Origin of the sequence: Veillonella magna (genome assembly GCF_959600285.1) — a bacterium.
GTDB classification, from domain to species: Bacteria; Bacillota; Negativicutes; order Veillonellales; family Veillonellaceae; genus Veillonella_A; species Veillonella_A magna.
In genome coordinates this window covers 1-21,125 of sequence record NZ_CAUGKU010000017.1, presented here as the reverse complement: position 1 = coordinate 21,125, position 21,125 = coordinate 1, and the positions used below count along the sequence as shown (strand labels likewise).

The window sequence follows — 21,125 nt, the reverse complement described above, 5'->3', positions numbered from 1 at the left end:
ATACATGCTTGAAGTTGTCGATTCTCACATTCACATTTGGAATTTAGATGTACTGAATCTTCCTTGGCTTAACTCTTGCGAAGGCGTAATTAAGCGTAGCTTTTCTATTGATGATGTAATAAAAGCGTATGGCCCGCATGATTTAAATTTCTTAGGTGGCATTTATGTTGAAGTGGACTGTGACGATGCGATTAAAGAGGATGATTATATATTTAATCTGAATAGCCCTAAAATACTAGCAAAGGTTATGCGAGCCCGTCATCTTTGTGGACATATGCGTCTACCCATAGGGATTGTCGGAGTGAGGGAACCCTTGCATATTGATTCATCGGCTAGAGGACGTTGTTTGGAAACTAGTTTTATCGAAGGTTTAGAGGTTTTAGCAGCACAAGACTTGCTTTTTGAAAGTTGCAATCGACCTGATGAATTGGAAGATATGTGGAAAGCTGCATCACGAGCACCAGAAGCCAAAATAGTAATTAATCACTGTGGTAATGTAGAGACTTTATCAGAAGAATATAAGCGGGCTATGACAAAATTAGCAGCCTTGCCTAATGTTTACTGCAAAGTATCGGGATTTCCAACTTCAGATCCTAAATTCGTAAAAAATCTGTTGGATTTTATAAGCGGTACTTTCGAACCTAATAAATTATTGTATGCTTCCAATTATCCGGTAGTAGAGCAGTACGCCACGTTTGATGAACATTTACGAGCTGTAAGAGAATACTTTGAAGATAATCCAGATATTTTCTCAAAAAATGCTAAGAAGTTATATAAGTTGAATAAACCGCAAATTTTTGCATCTGTTATTAAACTACGGCCGGAAAAAGCAGAATATTATAAAAAACTTCATGCCGATCCCTTTTCGGGGGTTAATAAGATGATTCGTGCTTGTGGTATTACAAAATATCAGATTTTTAATAGAGATGATTTACTCTTTTCAATTATGGAATATACAGGTGATGATTTTGAATACGATATGGCAAAAATGGCAGAAGATCCGGAGACACAGAGATGGTGGAAGGAAACAGATCCATGTCAAACTCGTATTGAAGGAGCCTACAAGCATGAATGGTGGGCAGATATGGATATGGTCTACGATTTAAACAAGAAAAAATAATCTAAATTATGAGATAAGTTAGACATATAGTTTTTAGCAATGTGTCGATAGTAGAAGGGGTGGTAGCTAATGAAGGCTAAGTATATTTGTCCTATATTAACTTCTATGAATGAGGATGGGTCCGTGAATTATGAGGAGATGCATGCTTTTTATGATCGCGTGTTACAAGCCGGTATTGATGGGATTCTAGTAGGCGGTAGCGCTGGTGAGTTTTACGCTTTCACTTATGATGAAATCCGTACATTTATTTTAGATGCGGTAAAATATATAGGCAATCGTGGTGTTGTTATTGCCGGTACGGGTAGAATGGCTAAATCGGAAACAATTAGTTTGTCGAACGAAGCATTACAAGCTGGAGCTGATGCAGTCATTGTTGTGGGACCTTATTACAGTGCTTGTAATGAGGATGATGTATATGCTTATTATGATGAAATTTTACAGGCTGTAAAAGGACCGGTATATTTATATAATTACTCTGATAGAACAGGTTATGATGTATCGGCAGAAACGTTGTTAAAGCTTCGAGAAGCACATGATAATTTGGTAGGTGTGAAGGATACAAATCCGGTGTTGCGCCATACACAGCGATATATTCAATTTTTAAAACCTAGATTCCCAGACTTCCAGGTGTACACCGGCTATGATAATAATTGTATTCCTTCGGTTATTTCCGGAGGCGATGGCTGTATCGGGGCTATATCTAATATTAGACCGGATATTTGTGCAGACATTATTCGTTCTTTGGCATCTGAAAATATTTCGGAACTTACACGGCTACAACGTAGTATAGATAAATATTTTGCTTTATATGAAGTACACACCCCGTTTAATCCGGTTATGAAATGGGCTCTCAAGGAAATGGGGTTGCCGGTGCAAGAATATTGCCGTGTACCGATAAAACCATTAACGGACAAACAGAAAGAAGCATTGTCAAGTATGGCTAATGAGTTATGGCGGAAGGCATAGAAGAAATTATTATTGTAATGGAGGGGTTATATCATGGTTAATCGTATGATTTTAAATGAAACATCATATTTTGGATTTGGTGCGATTAATAAAATTGTAGATGAGCTAAAGGCAAATAATCTGAAAAAGGTGCTGGTGACTACTGATAAAGACCTAATCCGATTTGGTGTAGCTACGAAAGTAACGAAGTTATTGGAGGAAGCTAAGGTTGACTATGAAATTTTCGATGAGTTAAAGCCAAATCCGACAGTAAAAAATGTACAGGACGGAGTAGCTGCTTGTAAAAAAGCAGCGGCGGATTGTATCGTAGCTATTGGCGGCGGCAGTACTATTGATACAAGCAAAGCAATCGCTATTATTATGACTAACCCTGAATTCGAAGATGTAAGAAGTCTTGAAGGGGTTGCCAATACAAAGCATAAATGTCTGCCTATTATTGCTGTGACGACAACATCGGGAACAGCGGCAGAAGTAACTATTAATTATGTTATTACTGATGAGGAAAAGCAGCGCAAATTTGTTTGCGCAGACCCTCATGATATTCCGATAGTGGCGATTGTTGATCCGGATATGTCTATGGGGATGCCAAAGGGATTATGTGCGTCTACCGGGATGGATGCTTTGGTACATGCGATAGAGGGTTATATTACGAAGGGTGCCTGGGAAATGACAGATATGATGCATTTAAAGGCCATCGAAATTATTGGACGTTCTTTGCGTGCGGCCGTGGCAGGCGACCCTAAGGCTCGCGAAGAAATGGCATTGGGACAATACATTGCAGGAATGGGCTTTTCCAATGTAGGCCTTGGTATTGTTCACTCGATGGCACATCCTTTGAGTGCTGTATATGATATTCCTCATGGTAAGGCATGTGCAATGATGCTTACCGCGGTATTACAATATAATGCGCCCGCAACAGGAAGTAAATATCGTGAAATCGCTCGGGCTATGGGAGTAGATGGTGTAGATACTATGAGCGAAGCAGAATACCGTGAAGCAGCCATTGAAGCTATTCAGAAGCTGGCAGATGATGTAGAGATTCCTAAGAGTTTGGCTGAGGCCGGCGTAAAAGAAGACGACATTGAATTTTTGGCGCAATCTGCTTTTGCAGATGTATGTACTCCGGGTAATCCGAGAGATACATCTGTAGAGGATATTAAGACGATTTACCGTTCTATCTTATAATGACTATAGGGTTGATAATGTCAGCGATTAATATATGAGGTAACAAGAGAATAAAGACATAATGAAAGGACCGATGCTATCAAAGGCTATCGGTCCTTTTATCATAATTAACATTATGCAATATATACTTTTAAAAATTGCTCCATAAAAGGGGTTCCCCGTCTACGCATCGCATAGACGGGGAAAGAGCATTCAAACAATTATAGTAAATGGCTAATATAGCCGCGAAGTTGTGTAATACATACTAGAGGACAAGCATAGGAGTATGTTTATCACTAGTGCATTTAAATGTAATGTATTGTTTTATACCTGCGGTGCTGTGCGAGATAAACGAAGATCGTCCAGCATACGAAGATCTTCCAACGGGGAACGGCCTCCGGTTGTCAAATAGCCACCGACCATGATGCCGTTCAAGCCACCGGTAAGAGCTAAGGCCTGTAAATCGCGGAGGTTTACTTCGCGACCACCGGCAGTACGAATCTGAGCATTTGGCAAAATGAAACGGAATACCGCAAATGTACGGAGAATTTCCAAGGGAGCCAAAGGCTTGTTATGTTCAAACGGCGTATTCTTAATCGGATTTAAAATGTTAAGTGGCACGGAATCAATACCGAGACGTTTTAGTTCAAATGCCATTTCTACACGTTGCTCTAAGGTTTCGTTTAAACCGAAAATACCACCGGAGCACACGCGGATACCGGCTTTTTGCGCATTGGCAATGGTACTCATTTTATCCTTATATTCATGAGTTGTACAAATATCCGGGAAATGGCTCGGTGCGGTTTCAATATTGGAATGATAACGGGTAACACCAATTTCTTTAAGTTGCACGGCTTGCTCATACGTGAGGAGACCGAGGGAGCAACAAATTTCCAATCCGGTTTCTTTGCGGATACGCTTTAAGGCGCTGAGGATTTGTTCAAATTCTTTTGGATTACTTGTATTGCGACCGCTGGTTACGATAGAGAAACGGATAGCACCGGCTTCCTTTGCTTTTTTCGCAGCAGCGACAATGTCTTCTTCATCCATGAAGGGATATACGGTTACCCCTGTGTCATGGTGGGCAGACTGTGCACAGAACTTACAGTTTTCCGGGCATTTGCCGGAGCGTGCATTGACAATGGCGCACAGGTCAACTTCGTTGCCGTTAAATTTTTGACGAATCTTGTCGGCCATAGCTAATAAAATCATGGTATCTTCGTCAGATGTATGAATTAATTCTTCCGCCTCTTTACGAGTGATTTCGCCACCGTCCAATACCTTTTGTGCGTAGGCGATAATCCGTTCGTAGCCGGAAAGATTGTCGGTTGTCTGATTTGTTACAGTTGTCATACTTACACCTCTACCTCTAATTCCTATATGGCATGAATTCTGCCGTTGGCTTTATTATAAACGCCCTTGTTTTCATAGTCAACTGAAAGTTAAATGAAAGTTAACAATAATAAAGAGGGTAGCATATCAGTGAACCAGAATTTTTGATATAAAATTTTATTTCTGTTAAATGATAGGATAGATACTATAGATGGTTATAAAAGATAGATGGTTATAAAAGTAAAGAGTATAAAATATAATTTCTGATGGGGACAGATATTATAAATTAGGGAGGTGTGATACAATAGAAGTCAATGAAAAGGTCAATAAAGGCCGCGGTTGTTCAATGATACAAGAACAAAAGAGGTGACGAAGATGCTGGCATTGGATCGAGAGTCGGCAGAGCCATTATATGAACAAATATATAGATATATAAAGGAAGCTATCGAAGGAGGCCATTTTGTGGCGGGGACTCGCTTGCCCTCGGTTAGAGCGTTGGCCGCAGAAAATGGTGTCAGCAAAATAACGGTAGAGCAAGCCTATGTACAATTAGCAGCGGAAGGATATATTCGTGCGCATAACCGTTCACCTTATGAGGTATTGGATTTACCTTATTATGAGGAGGTAACGTCAACATTACTACCTACTGAGAAGAGTAAGCGTGTTGGTGCTGAAGAAGATAATCATGTGAGTGCACAGGCAATGGAGCGTATGAAACCTGTTGTATATTACAATTTTGCTACCGGGGCTATGGATCCGGAGGGATTTGATTATACGCGTTGGAAACGGTATATAGGTTACGTATTGCGTGAACCGGAACGACTCATGGGTTATGGTGATAGTCAAGGTGAGAGTGTATTGCGAGAAAATTTGGCTACTTATTTACAAGGGGCTCGTGGTGTGCAATCGACAGCTGATCGAATTATTATCGGCAGTGGTACGCAGTCATCGGTAGCTGTGACGGCCTCTCTGTTACGTCGGCGAGGTCTTCGACGCATAGCTGTGGACAGTAGCTTGTACAATGTTATCATTGGCGTGTTTGAAGACTGCGGCTTTTCAGTGATTACCGTATCGCAGGATAGTGAAGATTTAGTGCAACGGTTAGTGGATGAACGGATTGAAGTATTTTATTGTACTCCATCGCATGGTGATAGCCGAGGACGTGTTATGTCGGTAGCACGTCGTAAAGAGTTGTTGCGTTGGGCATCTTTATCGAAGGCATACATTATAGAGGATGATTATGATAGCGAGTTGCGGTATTATGGAAGGCCGATGGCTTCCTTACAGGGCCTGGATAAGGAAGAGCGTGTTATTTACATAGGCACGCCATCAAAAGTGTTACCTCCATCCATTCGATTGAGCTATATGGTATTGCCACAAGACTTGATGGATGATTTTATTAAAGGTAAGGAGAGGTATCGGCAGAGTGCGGGGGTAATGGAACAGCTCGTATGGGCGCGATATATCGAAGCCGGTGAGTGGAGTAAGCAGATTCGGCGTTTACGAAAACACTATGCGGAAAAAAGTCGGTATATGGCAAAGCTGTTGATGACGTATCTAGGCGACAGTATTATTGTAACAGCACCGGAAGGCGGCGTTTATATCGGGGTAACAGTTCATACGGTATTGCCGAAATCACTCGTTACACAACGGGCTCTTGCTGCCGGGTTAGCGGTTAAAGAGGATCGTACTGTTGATGGAGTTAGTTATTTATTGTCATTTAGTGCCATACCGACACAACAGTTGGAAAAAGCCGTTATGCGATTGGCAGCGGCGTGGAAGGGAATTTAGAAGGATGTTATCATGACTATACCATTTCGATTTATACAATGCGGGGATCTTCATTTGGGGGCTCCGTTTGGATATTTAAAGACGCTGGGACGACAAGCGGATGAGGCTGTGCGATATGCTACATACCGGGCTTTTGAAGGTGTGGTGCAGTTGGCGCTGGATGAACAAGTGGATGCGCTTCTTATTACCGGCGACGTATACAATAGTGATGACCATAATTTGGAAGCACAGGTACGGTTTGCTCGGGAATGTGAGCGCTTACAGGAGGCACACATTCCGGTATTTATGGTGCAAGGTAATCACGATCCGGCAGAAAGCTGGCAAGCACATGTTAATCTGCCAACGAATGTACATATTTTTTCGGCAAATGAACCGGAGAGACGCAGTCTCATCGTGCAAGGTCGTGAAGTAGCCGGTATTTACGGTATGAGTATTAGCCGAAAAAATAGTGATGTGGACCTGGCATCACAAATCAAAGTGCGCGCGGACGATGTATTTTCTATCGCTCTCATTCATGGCACCGTCGGCAGTCAACCGAATCATGTGACTACGGCACCTTGTTCTATGGATACTTTGCTGCGTTCACCGATTAATTATTGGGCGTTTGGACATATTCATAAACGGCAAGTATTACATGAAGTACCTTATGTGGTGTATGCCGGTAATACGCAAGGGCTGCATGGCAAGGAAGTTGGTCCCAAAGGGTGTTATTTAGTGACGGTTGGTGGTAATGGCCGTGTGTTGCTTGATTTTAGAGAAACCGGTGCCATTCGTTTTGCTAAAAGCCATATTGATATTACGGGGCTGCGTACATCGGCAGAGTTGGAAGAAATGATTCGGCATAAGAAGGAAATGCTCAGAAAAGGAAAAAAACCGGTGTTGCAGGAGATTGTGCTTACCGGATCGGGGCCGCTGCATCGTGCCGCTGCGGATGAGTCTACTAGGCAGATGTGGATGGAAGCAGCTCGTGATGAAGAAGCACATCGTATTCATTTTATTCTGCCGTATCGCATAATAGATGAAACATGGCCGGAAATTGATTTAGCCGAACGACGCCAGTTACATGATATGGTGGGCGATTATTTGGCGGCCTATGATGCGGCAGTAGCTGATGGTAGCGATGAAAGCATAATAAAGTTGCGCGATACAGTATTAGCCAGACCGGAAACAAAACGATTAGGTTTGTATCGCCATATGTTGACCCCGGAATTGGTGCGACGAGCACTACGACGTGCCGAAACAGAAGGTGCATTGCGGTTGTTGGGAGATTCCTATGAAGATTGATGAAGTATATATAAAAGAATTCGGTCCGTATCGCGACTGGTCGTTTACACCGAAAACAGATGGTGTACAGCTTATTTACGGACCTAATGAAAGTGGTAAGACATCGTTACTGGAAGCGGTGCGATCATTTATTTTTGGTAAGCGAGGTAAGACCTATAAGGAAGGAACGGGTCATGTCACGGTTACTCACAAAGATAAGAGTTATCATATCGGTCGACGCCATAAAAAATTAGATTTTTATCCATTGGGCGGTGAAACATTGACAGAGGAACCGTCACAGTTATGGTGGCACGGGCTCGATAAGAAAACGTACGATCGAATTTTTGCGATTACCCTGGAAGATTTGCAAGGGGCGGATATTCTAAATGAAGTGGATGTACGCATTCGTTTCTTTGGCGGTGAAGGCGGTGAACAATTCAGTCGAGCTGTTAAGGATATTGATAAAGCAGCAGCTGATTTATTGGTAGCTTCTTCTAATGGTAAGCGGCGCATTAATGTGCTCATGGATGAATTGGCACAGTTGGACACGCGACTGAAAGAGTTGGGAAAGCATGAAGAAACATATACAAAATTGCAGCAACAATTAGAGGGGACGGCGGTAACAGAGAAAGAGTTGCGTGAGCGCATAGAGGAATGGCGTGAGTATGCGTCCAGCATTGAATTGGTGCTTAGAGCATGGGATGTTTATAAGCGTGCGGAAGAGGCAAAAGCAAAAATCAATGTTTTGACGGATACTACCGAATTAGAACGAGATGCTTTCATGGCTTTGCAACAGGAAATAGACCAGTGCCGTGAGCATATGCGTATTTGGCGTGGTAAGGAAGAAGGTTTGGTGCCGGATAATTTTGCTCCCGATGATGCTATCGGTATTTACGGACAGGAAATAGAAGACCTGATGCAGGAAGTGTCTAAGTGGACACAGCTTCAAAAGGAATGTGCCGAAGGGGAGCGTTATTTAACTAAGGTTAGGGAGCAACTGGAGTTATCGCGCAAGCTGCATACGGCATGGCGTACTGACGAAGAGATGCCGGCAGAGATAGATTGGCGACGCGGTGAAATGATTGCGCAAAAGTTACGTAGTGCCCGTGAGGCGTATATGAGTTGGCAACGACGTGAGCCGGTAGCTCCTGCGGATGCTACATTGCAGGTACAGATGCAAAAGGAAGAGCATCAATTAGAACGTATCAAACAAGGGACGACTCTGGTAAAAGAAGCCTATGAAAAACGAAATGAAGCTATGGCAGCATTAGATGCTGTGAAGCGCCAAGCACCATCAATAAAGGGGTGGTATGCCGGTGCGGCAGTGGCTGTTCTCGTTGGGATAGGAATAGTAGCGATTGGTCCGATAACTCCCTTTACATATATAGGTTGGGGATTAATCGTTCTCGGAATGATTATCGGTGGCTATGGTTATTATGGTAGTTATCGTTACCGGTTACGATGCAAGGATGCTGAAAGTCAGCTGCGACGCAGAGAAGAACAACAAGAATCACTTAATCGTGAATATGGGTTAGGGGTACCTCATGACGAAGCGTCGATGAAAGCTATAGAAGAAGCGTATACTACATTACGGGGAGAGTTGGGTAGTAATAATGTAGAATTAGCCAAGTTGTACAGCTATGAACAGCAGCGCACGGCATGGATGGAAGAAGGCAAAGCCCTAGAACAGAAGGGCAGTGCTGCTATGGAGGAATGGTTGGAATGGCTTCCAAAGGCGGCAAAGCGAACATTGACGGACAGCGATTTCTTTGGAATGAAGCAAGAGTACGACAGCTATCGTGAGCAGCAAAATACATATAAAGGATACGAAAAACGGTTAGCCGAGCATAAGGAAATGTTACAGCATATCGAGTCACAGGCAAGAGCGTTATGGGAAAAGTTAGAATTTAATGCGCCGGTGACCCCGATTGAGCTGCGCCGGTTGTATAGTTTGCTTAAATCCTACCGCCAGAATCAAGCGCGATGGGAACAAAAAGAATCGCAACGACGGAATTATCGTGAAGAATATGATCACTGGAACCGGAAAGAAAAAGAATTGCTTCTTGAACAATCTTTGCTTTTACAAAAAGCGGGGATTGCTACAGCCGGTGAATATCGTCAGCGCCTTTTAAAACAGGAGCAGTATCGGCAATGGGTGACCATTTATCAGCAAAGCAAACGACAGCTGGAGCTGTTGGCTCCTCAATCAGAAAATAATGAGCTTCTCTATCGTCGACTGCAAGGTAGTGACAAAGGAAAATGGACGGCAGAATATGAACGCAGTACCGGTGAAATCCGAGGCTTGGATAGTCAGTTGACGGCACTTTATGAAGAACGGGGGCAACTACAGGAAGCGATGAATAGTTTGGCCGGTGATGCTACTTTGGCCAAGGCGTTGCAGCAAAAGGCACAGTTGGAAGGTGAGTTGCGCGATGCTTTGGAGGATTGGACTACACAGGTTCTCATTGCTCATTTTATGGAGGAGGCACAGCAATCATATGAAAAAGACAGGCAGCCGCAAGCGTTGGCGAAAGCATCGGAGTATATCCGCATATTGACGGATGGCAAATATCGTCTTGATACGGAAGCAGCACCACAGGCTATTTATTTGTTGAATGAGCATGATGAACGGTTAGATATGGCTCATTGGAGCAGTGGCTTAGCCGATCAGGTGTATTTAGCATTGCGGTTGAGTTTAGCCCATACGTTCGGTAAGCGCATTGAGCCTATGCCTCTTATCTTAGATGATATTTTGGTGCGGTTTGATGAAACAAGACAGCAACGGGCATTGGCATTGCTCAAAACCATAGCGGAAGAAACGCAAGTTTGGATCTTTACTTGTCAAAAATCTACTTTGGAGTTAGCGAAAGAGCTGACGGGTATTACTTGCTATGAATTGGCGCAAGATGGCATGATTTTGACTTAAACTGAAGTAGTATACTCAGTAAAAAAATTTGGAATAGGATAAGCACTTAATAGCATAGTTGGAAAGATACTAAGACGCTGTCGGTAAAGGGTGCATACATAAAAATAAAAGGCAGTCATTTTGATAACGGCTCGGATGAGAGAAGGAGCCTGTTATCACAGGATGACTGCCTTTTTACATTACGTGTTTGTAATAGTTAATAATCTATTACATCGTTGACGCATTATAGGTTGTTGTGTCATTGGTGGCATTTTCTTTCTTTAGCGTTAAGATGAGCAGACCTGCTAAGAACATGCAGCCACCCATAACAAGGTAACCGATAGTAAAGGAACCTGTTGTCTGATTTAAGAAACCTAACATATAAGGTCCGACCCAACCACCGACATTACCGGAGGAGTTGATAAGTCCCATTGCTCCGGCTGCGGCAGCACCGGATAGGAACGTTGTCGGCATAGTCCACCACACACCCATACCGGCATAGACGCCAATAGCCGAGCAGCAAATGAAGAATAAACTTACCAACGGATTCGGACTGAACGGAGTAGCGGCAAGACCGGCAGCCCCGACAAAAAGTGGTACGGCGGTATGCCAACGTTTTTCTCCGGTTTTAGCAGAAGAATGACCGCACCATACTTGTACGATAAGAGCGGCGGTCATTGGGAATACAATGGACCAACCTACAAGACTCGGAGACCAACCGGAGAGTTGCTTTAATACCTGTGGCATCCAGAAGCTGAATCCCCAGAAGCCGATAACCCATAAGAAATAGATAAGACATAAACGCAATACTTTAGGATCTGTTAAAGCTTGTAAGGTAGTGTATTTTTTTACTTTTACTTTATTAGCTTCTTCTCGTTCCAGTTCGCGAGCAATGAATGCCTTTTCTTCCGGAGTTACCCAGGAGGCTTCTTGGGGAGTTGCTTTCATCCATTTAGCAAAAATGAAGGCGAAGATGAGTGCCGGTACAGCTTCAACAATAAATAGTGTCTGCCAGCCGTGAAATCCGAATACGTTTAATTCCAAGAGAACACCGGCCAAAGGAGCACCGATGATGGTAGAAATAAGTAAGGATGTGAGCATCAGAGAGATAGCTTTTGCACGTTCTTGCGGTAAAAACCATTTGGGGATGAGCAGTGAATAAATAACTGGATATAAGGACGCTTCGCAAAGCCCCAACAAGAAACGATATACATAGAACTCGAGTTCCGTGCTCATAGTAGTCATTAAAACGCAGACGAGGCCCCAGCTAAACATGATACGTGCTACCCAGTGCATAGCATTAAAGCGAGCAGCTAGTAGTGAGGCAGGAACTTCAAAGAGTACGTAACCAACGAAGAAAATACCTGCACCAAGACCGAATACTTCCGGTGATAACCAGGAAAGGGTGTCCTTCATCGTCATGCCGGCGTAGGCAATGTTGACGCGATCGAGAAAAGCGATGACCGATACTAGAAATAAAGGCAAGACAACGTGCAGCATACGACGACGTTGAAATGAATGTAAATCGACACCGGCATCGACGGCCGGATTTGTGGCTTCATAAGCTGAAGCGTAGGACGCAGAATTGTTTGACATACGAATCCCTCCAAATACTCTCTCTTTGATAAATAAAAAAGCACCTCATCGTCTAACGATGAGGTGCTTTCACGTCCCATCGTCACGACGAATGGGACCCAAGCACAGGTAACTGTTTACCTGGCTCCGGTCCTATGAGGTGCAATAATAATAATTGTGGAATTTACCGCATGGGTATAGGTCATCGTGTATGTAGTTGCCATGAGTAAATCCCTCCTTTATTATGTAAAAACAAATTTGATATGTACTCCTTGTGAGCACTTCTGTAGTTTAACACTGGTTTTTGCTTGTGTCAACACTTAATTTCCTCTTCAGAAAAATAGATGTCCGTAATATATATACCTACTATAGGCTTATCACGTGCAAGAGAAAAAACTTTAATTTTTTCATATACACGAAGACTAAAATCTTAATTTCGGGAAAAATATAACGAAGTTATTCCTTTACTTCCAATTCGGAATTAATCTGTGCATAAATAAGCAGGGTAAAAACGCCGGTACCGCCGATGATATTGCCAAGCCCTGTTGGCAGGAGAAAACGGAAAAAGTAATCATACATGCTTGCTTTATCGCTAAGTACGGCATAAAACATTTCTGCGGAACCTACAACAATATGGGTAAAATCACCGAGCGCAATAAAATAGGTGAAGAAGGCGATGATAAAAAAACTGAAATTTCGTGCAGATGGCATCATCCATACAATAGCGGCAATCAGTATACCTGAGGGAATGCCACGCAAAATATTTTCTGTAGCGGTAAAGTGAGCTACGTGATTGGCAATGCTTTGTAGTTCTGCAGTAATAGCCGGAGATACAACTTGAGGCAATGTTAAAAATGAAGATGCCAATGCGGTGCCAATGAGATTTGATACCAATACAATAATCCATAAACGTAAAAGAAAAATTAATTTTTGGGTAGAGAAAGGTTTACAAATAGGTACTACCGTGGTGATAGTGTTTTCCGTAAATAACTGCATACGACCCAAAATAACCAGAATGAAGCCTATGGTATATCCCCATTTGGCAATTAGAGGCATCCATGCTTCATGGGGCAATACAGATTGCAAGAGCGCCATGCAGAAAAAAGAAAATGTGATAACTACACCGGCAGCAATGCCCGAAAAAATCAGTGATTTGGCGGGACGGAGTAATTCTTCAATGCCGTCGCGTCGAATAATTTCAAAAATAAGATGTGGTGATAATCGCTCGTATTCTTCAACGATAACCCGTTCACGATGAGAAAGATCAACCGCATTAATTTCACTGGCAGCTACGTCCTCCTTGCGTTCATTTAAAATTTCTTTTATTTTTGATGTCATAAAAACCTCCGTTACGTACTTACGTGATAGCTATAAGAAACAGGAATGCCGTAGGTGGTATTCTTTAAAAATTTGATAATCATTATTGATAATATATTTATAGTAGCATGAATAGGTACATGGGTGCAATTTTTATGGATACAAAAAACAGATTAGAACATGAGATAAATGCATATGGGTATTACATATTTCTATGTGCATTTTCGGAGAGACTTTATTATACTGTGATTAGACTATTTTCTATAGAATTTTAAGAGGGTAGTTATATGCCGCGTGTACGAGCAATGGGTAATGGTACCGAATACATGGAAAAAGGTCTGTAACAATAGCCCCGTTAATCCTGTGATGAAGGCATCATATATGATGAATGCAGGACTGGAGCATGTGACGGTAGAGAGGAGAAAGGGATATGAGTCAAGAAATGAGATACAACAGCCAAGTAGAATCACAACGGCAAGAACAACAGGTATTGGAAAAACATGGCCTCTATAGCAAATCTTATGAAAAAGATGCTTGTGGCATGGGATTTGTTGTAGATATTAAAGGGCGTAAATCACACGATATTATTGATGATGGTTTACGCATTTTAGAACGTTTAGAACATCGCGGTGCCCGCGGGGCCGATGCGTCAACTGGGGATGGCGCAGGTATTTTGGTTCAGATTCCACATGAATTTTTCCGCCGTGAATGTGAAGTCTTGGGTTTCACTTTGCCACCGGCCGGTAGTTACGGTGTAGGAATGGTATTTGCCCATCGATACGAAGATCTCCGTAAAAAGCAAAAGTCTATTTTAGAGGATATCGTTCGTGCGGAAGGTCAGATTGTATTGGGCTGGCGTGAAGTACCGGTAGATTCTCATGTAGTCGGTGCTGAAGCGGCCGCGATTCGACCGTGGTTTATTCAAATTTTTATCGGTAAAGGTCCGAATGTTATGAATGACCAAGAATTTGAACGTAAACTGTATGTTATTCGTAAAGAAGCAGAAAAACAGATTATTCCTATCAGCAAGGCGGAAAGCAGCGATTTTTACATTGCTAGTTTATCAGCCAAGACGATTGTGTATAAAGGTATGTTGACACCGAAGCAGCTTCGGAATTTCTATCTTGATTTATCAGACCTTGATTTCACTTCGGCGTTGGCCATGGTGCATTCGCGTTTTAGTACGAATACATTTCCGAGTTGGGCCAGAGCGCATCCGAACCGTTTTATTGTGCATAATGGAGAAATCAATACAATACGTGGGAATATCAACTGGATTAATGCGCGGGAAGGAAAGGCACAGTCTGAGTATTTCCCGGACATAAAAAAAGTATTCCCTGTTGTAGACGATACCGGATCGGATTCGGCTATGTTTGATAACACGTTGGAATTTCTATATATGACGGGGCGTAGTTTGCCACATGCAATGATGATGATGATTCCGGAACCATGGGAAAAGAATACCTTGATGAGCGAAGAAAAGCGTGCTTTCTACGAGTTTAATAGTTTTATGATGGAACCGTGGGATGGCCCGGCAGCCATGGGTTTTACGGATGGTACGGTTATTGGTGGTGTACTTGACCGTAACGGCTTACGTCCGTCCCGCTATTATGTAACGGCAGATGATCGTTTAATCATGGCTTCCGAAGTTGGTGTAGTGAATGAAGCTGCCGAAAATATTCGTTATAAAGGTCGTTTGGAACCGGGAAAGATGCTGCTCGTAGATACGGAAGAACAGCGTATTGTGTCCGATGAAGAAATCAAGCAACGGATTGCTACGGATAAACCTTACAAGGAATGGATTGCGGAACATATTATTCATATGGATGAAGTGACGCCCGCTTCGACGGATAGTATACCTGTTATTGATAATTTAGTACAGCAACAGCAAGCGTTCGGTTATACCAGTGAAGATATGGTGCGCATGTTAATCCCGATGGCGAAAGATGGCAAGGATCCGGTCGGTGCTATGGGGGCTGATGCACCATTGGCTATTTTATCGGAACAGCCACAATTACTTTACAATTATTTCAAACAACTTTTTGCTCAGGTAACAAATCCGCCGATTGATGCAATCCGTGAAGAAATGGTAACTTCCACTAAGGTTATGTTCGGTAATAGCGGAAATATGACGGAACCGAATAAGGAAGGTACCTATAGTGTATCCTTGGACAGCCCGATTTTAACCAATGAAGATTTTGCGGCGATTAAGCAGTTGGATTGTCGTCGTATGAAATCCACCACTTTGCCTATTTTGTTTAATCCAAATGAAGGTGCTGATGGGTTGCGCAAAGCGTTAAAGGACGTGTGTGAAGCGGCAGAAGCGGCAGCGCGTAGCGACTATAATGTACTTATTTTATCCGACCGTGGTGTGGATGAAACCCATGCACCGATTCCTGCTCTTTTGGCAGTAGCAGCGGTACATAATCATTTGATTCGCAAAGTATTGCGTACGGATATAGGATTGCTGTTGGAATCCGCAGAACCGCGTGAAGTACATCATTTCTGTACGCTTATCGGATATGGTGTTACCGCAGTCAATCCATACTTGGCACTGGAAACCGTTAAGGATTTACAAGCAAAGGGACGCTTAGGATCTATTAGTGCCGAAGAAGCAGAAAAAAATTATATTAAAGCAACCGTTAACGGTATTTTAAAAGTTATGTCTAAAATGGGGATTTCCACAGTACGCAGTTATCATGGTGCACAAATCTTTGAAGCGGTAGGCCTGAACAGTGACTTTGTTAATAAATATTTTGTTAATACGCCAAGTCGTATCGGTGGGATTGGTACAGAAGGGGTAGCTCTCGAAACTTGTCAGCGTCATGAACAGGCATTCGGCGGTGATAGTGATGAACTTGCGCCGGGCGGATTCTATGGTCCGGTCAAGGGTGGAGAACCACATCTGTTCAATCCGAAAACGATTGACTTGTTGCAACGTGCTTGTATAGATAACGACTATGAATTATATAAAGCATATTCCAAAGAAATTCGTGAAAACTATCATGTTACTTTGCGGAGTTTATTGGAATTTAATTTCCCTGTAGGTGGCGGTATTGCTATTGAAGAAGTAGAGCCGGTGGAATCTATCGTAAAACGTTTTAAAGGCGGTGCTATGAGTTACGGTGCTATCAGTAAGGAAGCTCATGAAACTATTGCCATTGCTATGAATCGCTTGGGAACTATGAGTAATTCCGGTGAAGGGGGCGAAGATTCTGCACGCTATCAGCTATTGCCGAACGGCGATAATGCATGCAGTGAAATTAAACAAATAGCATCAGGGCGCTTCGGTGTAACCTCAGAATACTTGGTTCATGCTAAGGAATTGCAGATTAAATGTGCACAAGGGGCGAAACCGGGGGAAGGTGGCCAGCTACCGGGCAAAAAAGTATATCCGGCTATCGGTAAGGCGCGTCATTCTACGCCGGGTGTTGAATTAGTATCGCCGCCACCACATCATGATATTTACTCCATCGAAGACTTGGCAGAACTTATTTTTGATTTGAAAAATGCTAATACTAATGCGCGGGTCAGCGTGAAATTTGCATCGGAGGCCGGAGTAGGGACTATTGCGGCCGGGGTGGCTAAGGCGAAAGCCGATAATATTCTTATCTGCGGTTATGATGGCGGTACCGGTGCGGCCGGACGTACCGGCATGAGGCATACGGGAGCACCTTGGGAATTAGGCTTGTCCGAAACACACCAAACATTGCTGCTTAACAGGTTACGAGATCGCATTGTGCTGGAAGTAGACAGCAAACTAATGACAGGTTTTGATATTGCCGTTGCGGCCTTGCTCGGTGCAGAAATGTTCGGCTTTGGTACATTACCGCTCGTGGCTGTAGGATGCAAAATGGCACGCGTATGTAATCTCAACACATGTCCGTACGGAGTTGCAACACAAGATGAAAAATTACGTAAGAACTTTAAAGGCAAACCGGAGTATGTGGAACACTTAATGTATTTCTTGGCCAGAGAATTCCGCGAAATTATGGCTCGCCTAGGCATTCGGACTGTTGAGGAAATGGTTGGTCGTGTAGATTTGTTACGTCAAAAGGTAGTAGAGGATAATTATAAGTTGTCTCGCGTTGATTTGAAGCGTATACTTTTCCGCCCATATACGGATGCCAGTGTAGGCCACTATCATCGAGTAGAACAAGAACATGGACTTAATAAAACTCTTGATATGGCAAAGTTACTTCGTATTTGCCGACCGGCTATCGAAGATAAGAAACCAATTCGGGCCAAGTTGGCTATTAATAACACAAATCGCGTGGTTGGCACCATGGTGGGTAGTGAAGTGACACGACGTTATGGTACGGCTGGGTTGCCGGACACAACAATTAAGCTAAGCTTTGTAGGCAGTGCCGGTCAGAGTTTTGGGGCGTTTATTCCTAAGGGTATGACCCTGGAATTGGAAGGTGATGCCAACGATTACTTGGGTAAAGGATTATCGGGAGGACGGATTATTGCATATCCGCCGCGTAAATCTGTGTTTGAAGCGGACCGCAATGTACTCATTGGTAATGTTGCTTTCTATGGAGCTACTTCCGGGGAAGCGTATATTAATGGTTGTGCAGGTGAACGTTTTGCCGTACGTAACAGCGGTATTACTGCTGTTGTCGAAGGTGTGGGTGATCACGGCTGCGAATACATGACCGGCGGTGAAGTCCTTGTATTGGGATCTATCGGCCGAAATTTCGGTGCAGGCATGTCCGGTGGATATGCGTATGTTCTTGATTTGGATGAACGCCGTGTTAATACAGGCTTAGTAGAAGTGCAGGAAGTAACAAATGATGACGTACAAAAAATTAAGAATTTAATTGAACGTCATGTGTTGTATACGAATAGTGCAAAGGGACGTCATATTTTAGATAATTGGGCTAACTTTGGACAGCGCTTCAAAAAGCTAGTGCCTGTAGCGTTTGCCACTATGCGTCAAGCCATTGATACATATATAGCGCAAGGCAATAGCTTAGAAGAAGCAGAACTTAAGGCTTTTAAGGATAAGTATAAATAAGACTACTATGGGATACGTATAGGAAAATAAATTTCTAAAAGATCGTATACATGTGTACCGATAAATATAATAGAGATACATCCAAGTATTAAATAAAATCTTAATAGATGAGTTACCCGGCGCGGCTTACTGCTGTGCCGGGTTTTCTGTACTCGATGGATAAAAATATTGCGTGATATTGGTGTTAGACAATAATAGGAACATCTTGGCAAGACAGGGATAGCTTGCTATGATGAACAAGTAAGCGAAGAATGGATTCTCAAAATAAAGGAAACGTGCTCGCACATGTATGGATGAATGTGTAACCTGATAGATGTAAAGGAAAGAGTTGATGTGAAATGAATTCGTCGAAAACGGTGCGTCGATGGAGAATAGGGATTCAATTTCTATTTATAGTGATGGCGATAGTGATGTTGATGACACTAATCGGTTGCGACCGAGATAAAGTAGCTGCGGACACACAGATCACTGAGTCAACAACTTCAGTGGAAACGACAATAGAAAAGGGAACGAGTGAGTTAACGGTAGAAGAAAAAGCTGTTGTAGATCTGTTTCAGCAAGGAAAATACGAAGCGACAATTACTAAGGCAGATGCTGTGTTGTTGAGAAAGCCGGATAGTGATATAGCATATTCTGTAAAGGGAATGGCATTGGGATTGTTGGGAGAACCGAAAAAAGGATTAGAGTTGGCTCAAAAAGCATATTCGTTGAATGAAAAAAATGTGAGTAATTATTATAATCTGGCTATGCTATATAAATTGCAGGGCCAATTGGATGAATCGGCAAAATGGTTTCGGCGGGTGCTGGAAGTAGAGCCACATAATACGTGGTCATTATATGGATTGGCTACTATTTATGCTGATGAAGGTTATGATGCGGAAGCTTTGATATGGCTGAAAAGAGCAATTGAAACTGATTCGACAGTAAAATCAGTAGCTCGGGAGCAAGATCATTTTATGCGCTTTCATAATAATGAAAAGTTTAAGCAACTTACACAATAAAATTCATAGAAAACTCATTTACGCAGGATAGTTTATTTGTGATACAATAAGAGCCGACATAATAATCCATGAAAGAGGGAACTGTGAGTTTACCGGTAATAGCATAGGAAGTGGAATAATGAAGCATAAGTATTTGCAACGATTGGGAATGGTAACCGTGATGATGGCTGCGGTGCTGACAGCAGGATGTTTCGGTCCGAAAAAGGTAGCAGTGACGGAAGCGACGCAACGAGATTTACCGGTGCGTATTAGTAGCGATGCCAATGTAACAGCGCTGAACAAGGCAACCATTGAACCGGCCACATCAGGACAGGTCGCTACCTTGGCAGTAAAAGTAGGTGATAATGTTAAACAAGGCCAAGTGGTGGCAACGTTAGATACGTCTTCTCTACAGGAACAGCTAAACACATTACTGACAAAAATTAAAGAGCAAGCAACAGCAACTGTACATGCGGCACCACAGACTACAACAGTTGTACCTGGGGCGGTGTCACAAGCAGATGTGGAACGGGCTCGGGAAATGATGGCCAATGGCATTATTACTGAAAAAGAATATGCTACGATTGCTTCTCGCGCACAAACAACAACTGTTACCAGCGGTGGTGGTTATGTGACAACACCGGGGGCTGATACAAGCAGTTTGCAGGCTGCAATTGCACAAGTGCAAGCGCAGATTGCTCAGGCACAAATTGTAGCGCCTATCAATGGTAAGGTCACGGCTATTTATAATGAAGACAGAAAGGTAGCTATAGCGGGTAAACCTTTTATGATGATTCAGGAAACTTCACCGGTAGTTGCAACATTGACGATTCCTCAAGGATTTGCTATGGCTCTGGCCTCACCGGAAGGTAAAGCTTCGGTGAAAGTTCGTTTAAAAGTAGATGACAAAGAGTTGCCCGGTGAGATTACCTATATTAATACGAATGCACCGGCCGGTAGCCCGGGAGTATTATTGAAGGCAACGTTCCAAAATACTGATAATATTATAAAGCCTGGAGAGTTTTATACATTGGTCATTGAATCCGATGTAAAAGCATCCGTACTGACATTACCAGAAAAAGCGGTTCATGAAGGAAAAGATGGTAAATATGTGTATGTCGTAACAGCCGATGATACTGTAGACGTACGGGTAGTAGAAACCGGTGAAAAAGCGGATGGTTTTATTGTGATTATGAATGGTCTGTCTGCGGGAGAAAAGGTCATTACTTCTAAAGGCTCCTTCCAGCTAGGAGAAAAAATAACAATTCAATAGTTTAGATATATAACAAGAATGCATTAATCAATATATAGTGGTAATAAAAATAATAAAGACAGAGTAGTACAAGATGTAAGATGTGCGAGGATGTGACTTTGGCAACGATAAGTTACATCCTCTTTTAATATGAGTATTCAATATTTGCTATTTTCAAGAGTAGTAACTATAATTGGTGACATACCTCGGTGTGAGGTTTGTATGTAGTACATCGGTTCTGTTCTAGATGATGCTTGGCGTTATATTTTTAAATTAGTTATAGTTTAGTTATAGTGGTGGTTAGTGCCAATTATCTAGTTAATGTATTGTGTGTGAACGATGCAATATAGAATTTTAAAAAAGTAGTTGACGAATATTTGAAAAGCATGTATTATATACAAGTCGCTTACGACAGACGGTTTTTGAAAGCGAAGGAAGAG

The 21,125-nt window shown here is 42.6% G+C and carries 12 protein-coding genes; 9 read left to right on the top strand and 3 right to left on the bottom strand.

The features are described from left to right. The first annotated feature begins 4 nt into the window (after positions 1 to 4). The 3 genes from Q5873_RS08850 to fucO all read left to right on the top strand — a co-directional run bounded on the left by Q5873_RS08850 (position 5) and on the right by fucO (position 3,271). The gene (locus Q5873_RS08850; protein WP_288760301.1) at positions 5 to 1,120 is read left to right on the top strand and encodes an L-rhamnose mutarotase; all 1,116 of its coding nucleotides are present in this window, start codon (positions 5 to 7) and stop codon (positions 1,118 to 1,120) included. A gap of 69 nt (positions 1,121 to 1,189) precedes the next feature. Continuing rightward, positions 1,190 to 2,086: a dihydrodipicolinate synthase family protein gene (locus Q5873_RS08845; protein ID WP_288302092.1), complete on the top strand. Its 897-nt coding sequence runs from the start codon at positions 1,190 to 1,192 to the stop codon at positions 2,084 to 2,086. Between the two features lie 33 nt (positions 2,087 to 2,119). Continuing rightward, positions 2,120 to 3,271, top strand: a complete 1,152-nt coding sequence (gene fucO, locus Q5873_RS08840) for a lactaldehyde reductase (protein ID WP_288302093.1) — start codon at positions 2,120 to 2,122, stop codon at positions 3,269 to 3,271. Between the two features lie 303 nt (positions 3,272 to 3,574). Here the strand turns inward: fucO and bioB are convergent, their stop codons facing one another. After that, positions 3,575 to 4,603 (bottom strand): biotin synthase BioB, encoded by a 1,029-nt coding sequence (gene bioB, locus Q5873_RS08835; protein ID WP_028255454.1) that lies wholly within the window; start codon positions 4,601 to 4,603, stop codon positions 3,575 to 3,577. Positions 4,604 to 4,957: 354 nt separating this feature from the next. Here bioB and Q5873_RS08830 point away from each other — a divergent pair, with 354 nt between their 5' ends. Genes Q5873_RS08830 through Q5873_RS08820 form a run of 3 tightly spaced genes read left to right on the top strand, consistent with a single transcriptional unit; the run spans position 4,958 to position 10,562 of the window. Further along, a complete protein-coding gene (locus tag Q5873_RS08830) occupies positions 4,958 to 6,373 on the top strand; it encodes a MocR-like pyridoxine biosynthesis transcription factor PdxR (protein WP_028255453.1) in 1,416 nt (471 codons plus the stop codon). Between the two features lie 12 nt (positions 6,374 to 6,385). Further along, positions 6,386 to 7,657, top strand: coding sequence for a metallophosphoesterase family protein (locus Q5873_RS08825; protein WP_303060471.1), 1,272 nt, complete (start codon positions 6,386 to 6,388; stop codon positions 7,655 to 7,657). Then, positions 7,647 to 10,562: an ATP-binding protein gene (locus Q5873_RS08820; protein WP_303060470.1), complete on the top strand. Its 2,916-nt coding sequence runs from the start codon at positions 7,647 to 7,649 to the stop codon at positions 10,560 to 10,562. Before Q5873_RS08825 ends, Q5873_RS08820 begins: the two co-directional genes overlap by 11 nt. A gap of 207 nt (positions 10,563 to 10,769) precedes the next feature. On the opposite strand, the gene Q5873_RS08815 is transcribed toward Q5873_RS08820, so the two are convergent. Together Q5873_RS08815 and Q5873_RS08810 are read right to left on the bottom strand one after the other, a co-directional pair. Next, entirely contained in the window at positions 10,770 to 12,041 is a 1,272-nt protein-coding gene (locus tag Q5873_RS08815) for an MFS transporter (protein WP_288190311.1), read from the bottom strand. A 531-nt stretch (positions 12,042 to 12,572) separates the two neighbouring features. Next, entirely contained in the window at positions 12,573 to 13,454 is an 882-nt protein-coding gene (locus Q5873_RS08810; protein ID WP_083963078.1) for a formate/nitrite transporter family protein, read from the bottom strand. Positions 13,455 to 13,863: 409 nt separating this feature from the next. On the opposite strand from Q5873_RS08810, the gene gltB reads away from it, so the two are divergent. From gltB to Q5873_RS08795, 3 genes are all read left to right on the top strand, one after another. Then, positions 13,864 to 18,453 (top strand): glutamate synthase large subunit, encoded by a 4,590-nt coding sequence (gltB, locus tag Q5873_RS08805; protein ID WP_303060469.1) that lies wholly within the window; start codon positions 13,864 to 13,866, stop codon positions 18,451 to 18,453. 338 nt (positions 18,454 to 18,791) lie between these two features. Further along, on the top strand, positions 18,792 to 19,454 hold the full coding sequence (locus tag Q5873_RS08800; protein ID WP_303060468.1) for a tetratricopeptide repeat protein: 663 nt from the start codon (positions 18,792 to 18,794) through the stop codon (positions 19,452 to 19,454). Between the two features lie 118 nt (positions 19,455 to 19,572). Beyond that, positions 19,573 to 20,706: an efflux RND transporter periplasmic adaptor subunit gene (locus Q5873_RS08795; protein WP_303060467.1), complete on the top strand. Its 1,134-nt coding sequence runs from the start codon at positions 19,573 to 19,575 to the stop codon at positions 20,704 to 20,706. Positions 20,707 to 21,125: the final 419 nt, after the last annotated feature.

What these genes read in the sequence shown, in the direction of transcription:
- bioB (WP_028255454.1), bottom strand. Translation starts at nt 4,603, where the DNA reads ATGACAACTGTAACAAATCAGACAACCGACAATCTTTCCGGCTACGAA.
- Q5873_RS08845 (WP_288302092.1), top strand. Translation starts at nt 1,190, where the DNA reads ATGAAGGCTAAGTATATTTGTCCTATATTAACTTCTATGAATGAGGAT.
- Q5873_RS08800 (WP_303060468.1), top strand. Translation starts at nt 18,792, where the DNA reads ATGAATTCGTCGAAAACGGTGCGTCGATGGAGAATAGGGATTCAATTT.
- Q5873_RS08825 (WP_303060471.1), top strand. Translation starts at nt 6,386, where the DNA reads ATGACTATACCATTTCGATTTATACAATGCGGGGATCTTCATTTGGGG.
- gltB (WP_303060469.1), top strand. Translation starts at nt 13,864, where the DNA reads ATGAGTCAAGAAATGAGATACAACAGCCAAGTAGAATCACAACGGCAA.
- Q5873_RS08820 (WP_303060470.1), top strand. Translation starts at nt 7,647, where the DNA reads ATGAAGATTGATGAAGTATATATAAAAGAATTCGGTCCGTATCGCGAC.
- Q5873_RS08815 (WP_288190311.1), bottom strand. Translation starts at nt 12,041, where the DNA reads ATGCTGCACGTTGTCTTGCCTTTATTTCTAGTATCGGTCATCGCTTTT.
- Q5873_RS08850 (WP_288760301.1), top strand. Translation starts at nt 5, where the DNA reads ATGCTTGAAGTTGTCGATTCTCACATTCACATTTGGAATTTAGATGTA.
- Q5873_RS08795 (WP_303060467.1), top strand. Translation starts at nt 19,573, where the DNA reads ATGAAGCATAAGTATTTGCAACGATTGGGAATGGTAACCGTGATGATG.
- fucO (WP_288302093.1), top strand. Translation starts at nt 2,120, where the DNA reads ATGGTTAATCGTATGATTTTAAATGAAACATCATATTTTGGATTTGGT.
- Q5873_RS08830 (WP_028255453.1), top strand. Translation starts at nt 4,958, where the DNA reads ATGCTGGCATTGGATCGAGAGTCGGCAGAGCCATTATATGAACAAATA.
- Q5873_RS08810 (WP_083963078.1), bottom strand. Translation starts at nt 13,454, where the DNA reads ATGACATCAAAAATAAAAGAAATTTTAAATGAACGCAAGGAGGACGTA.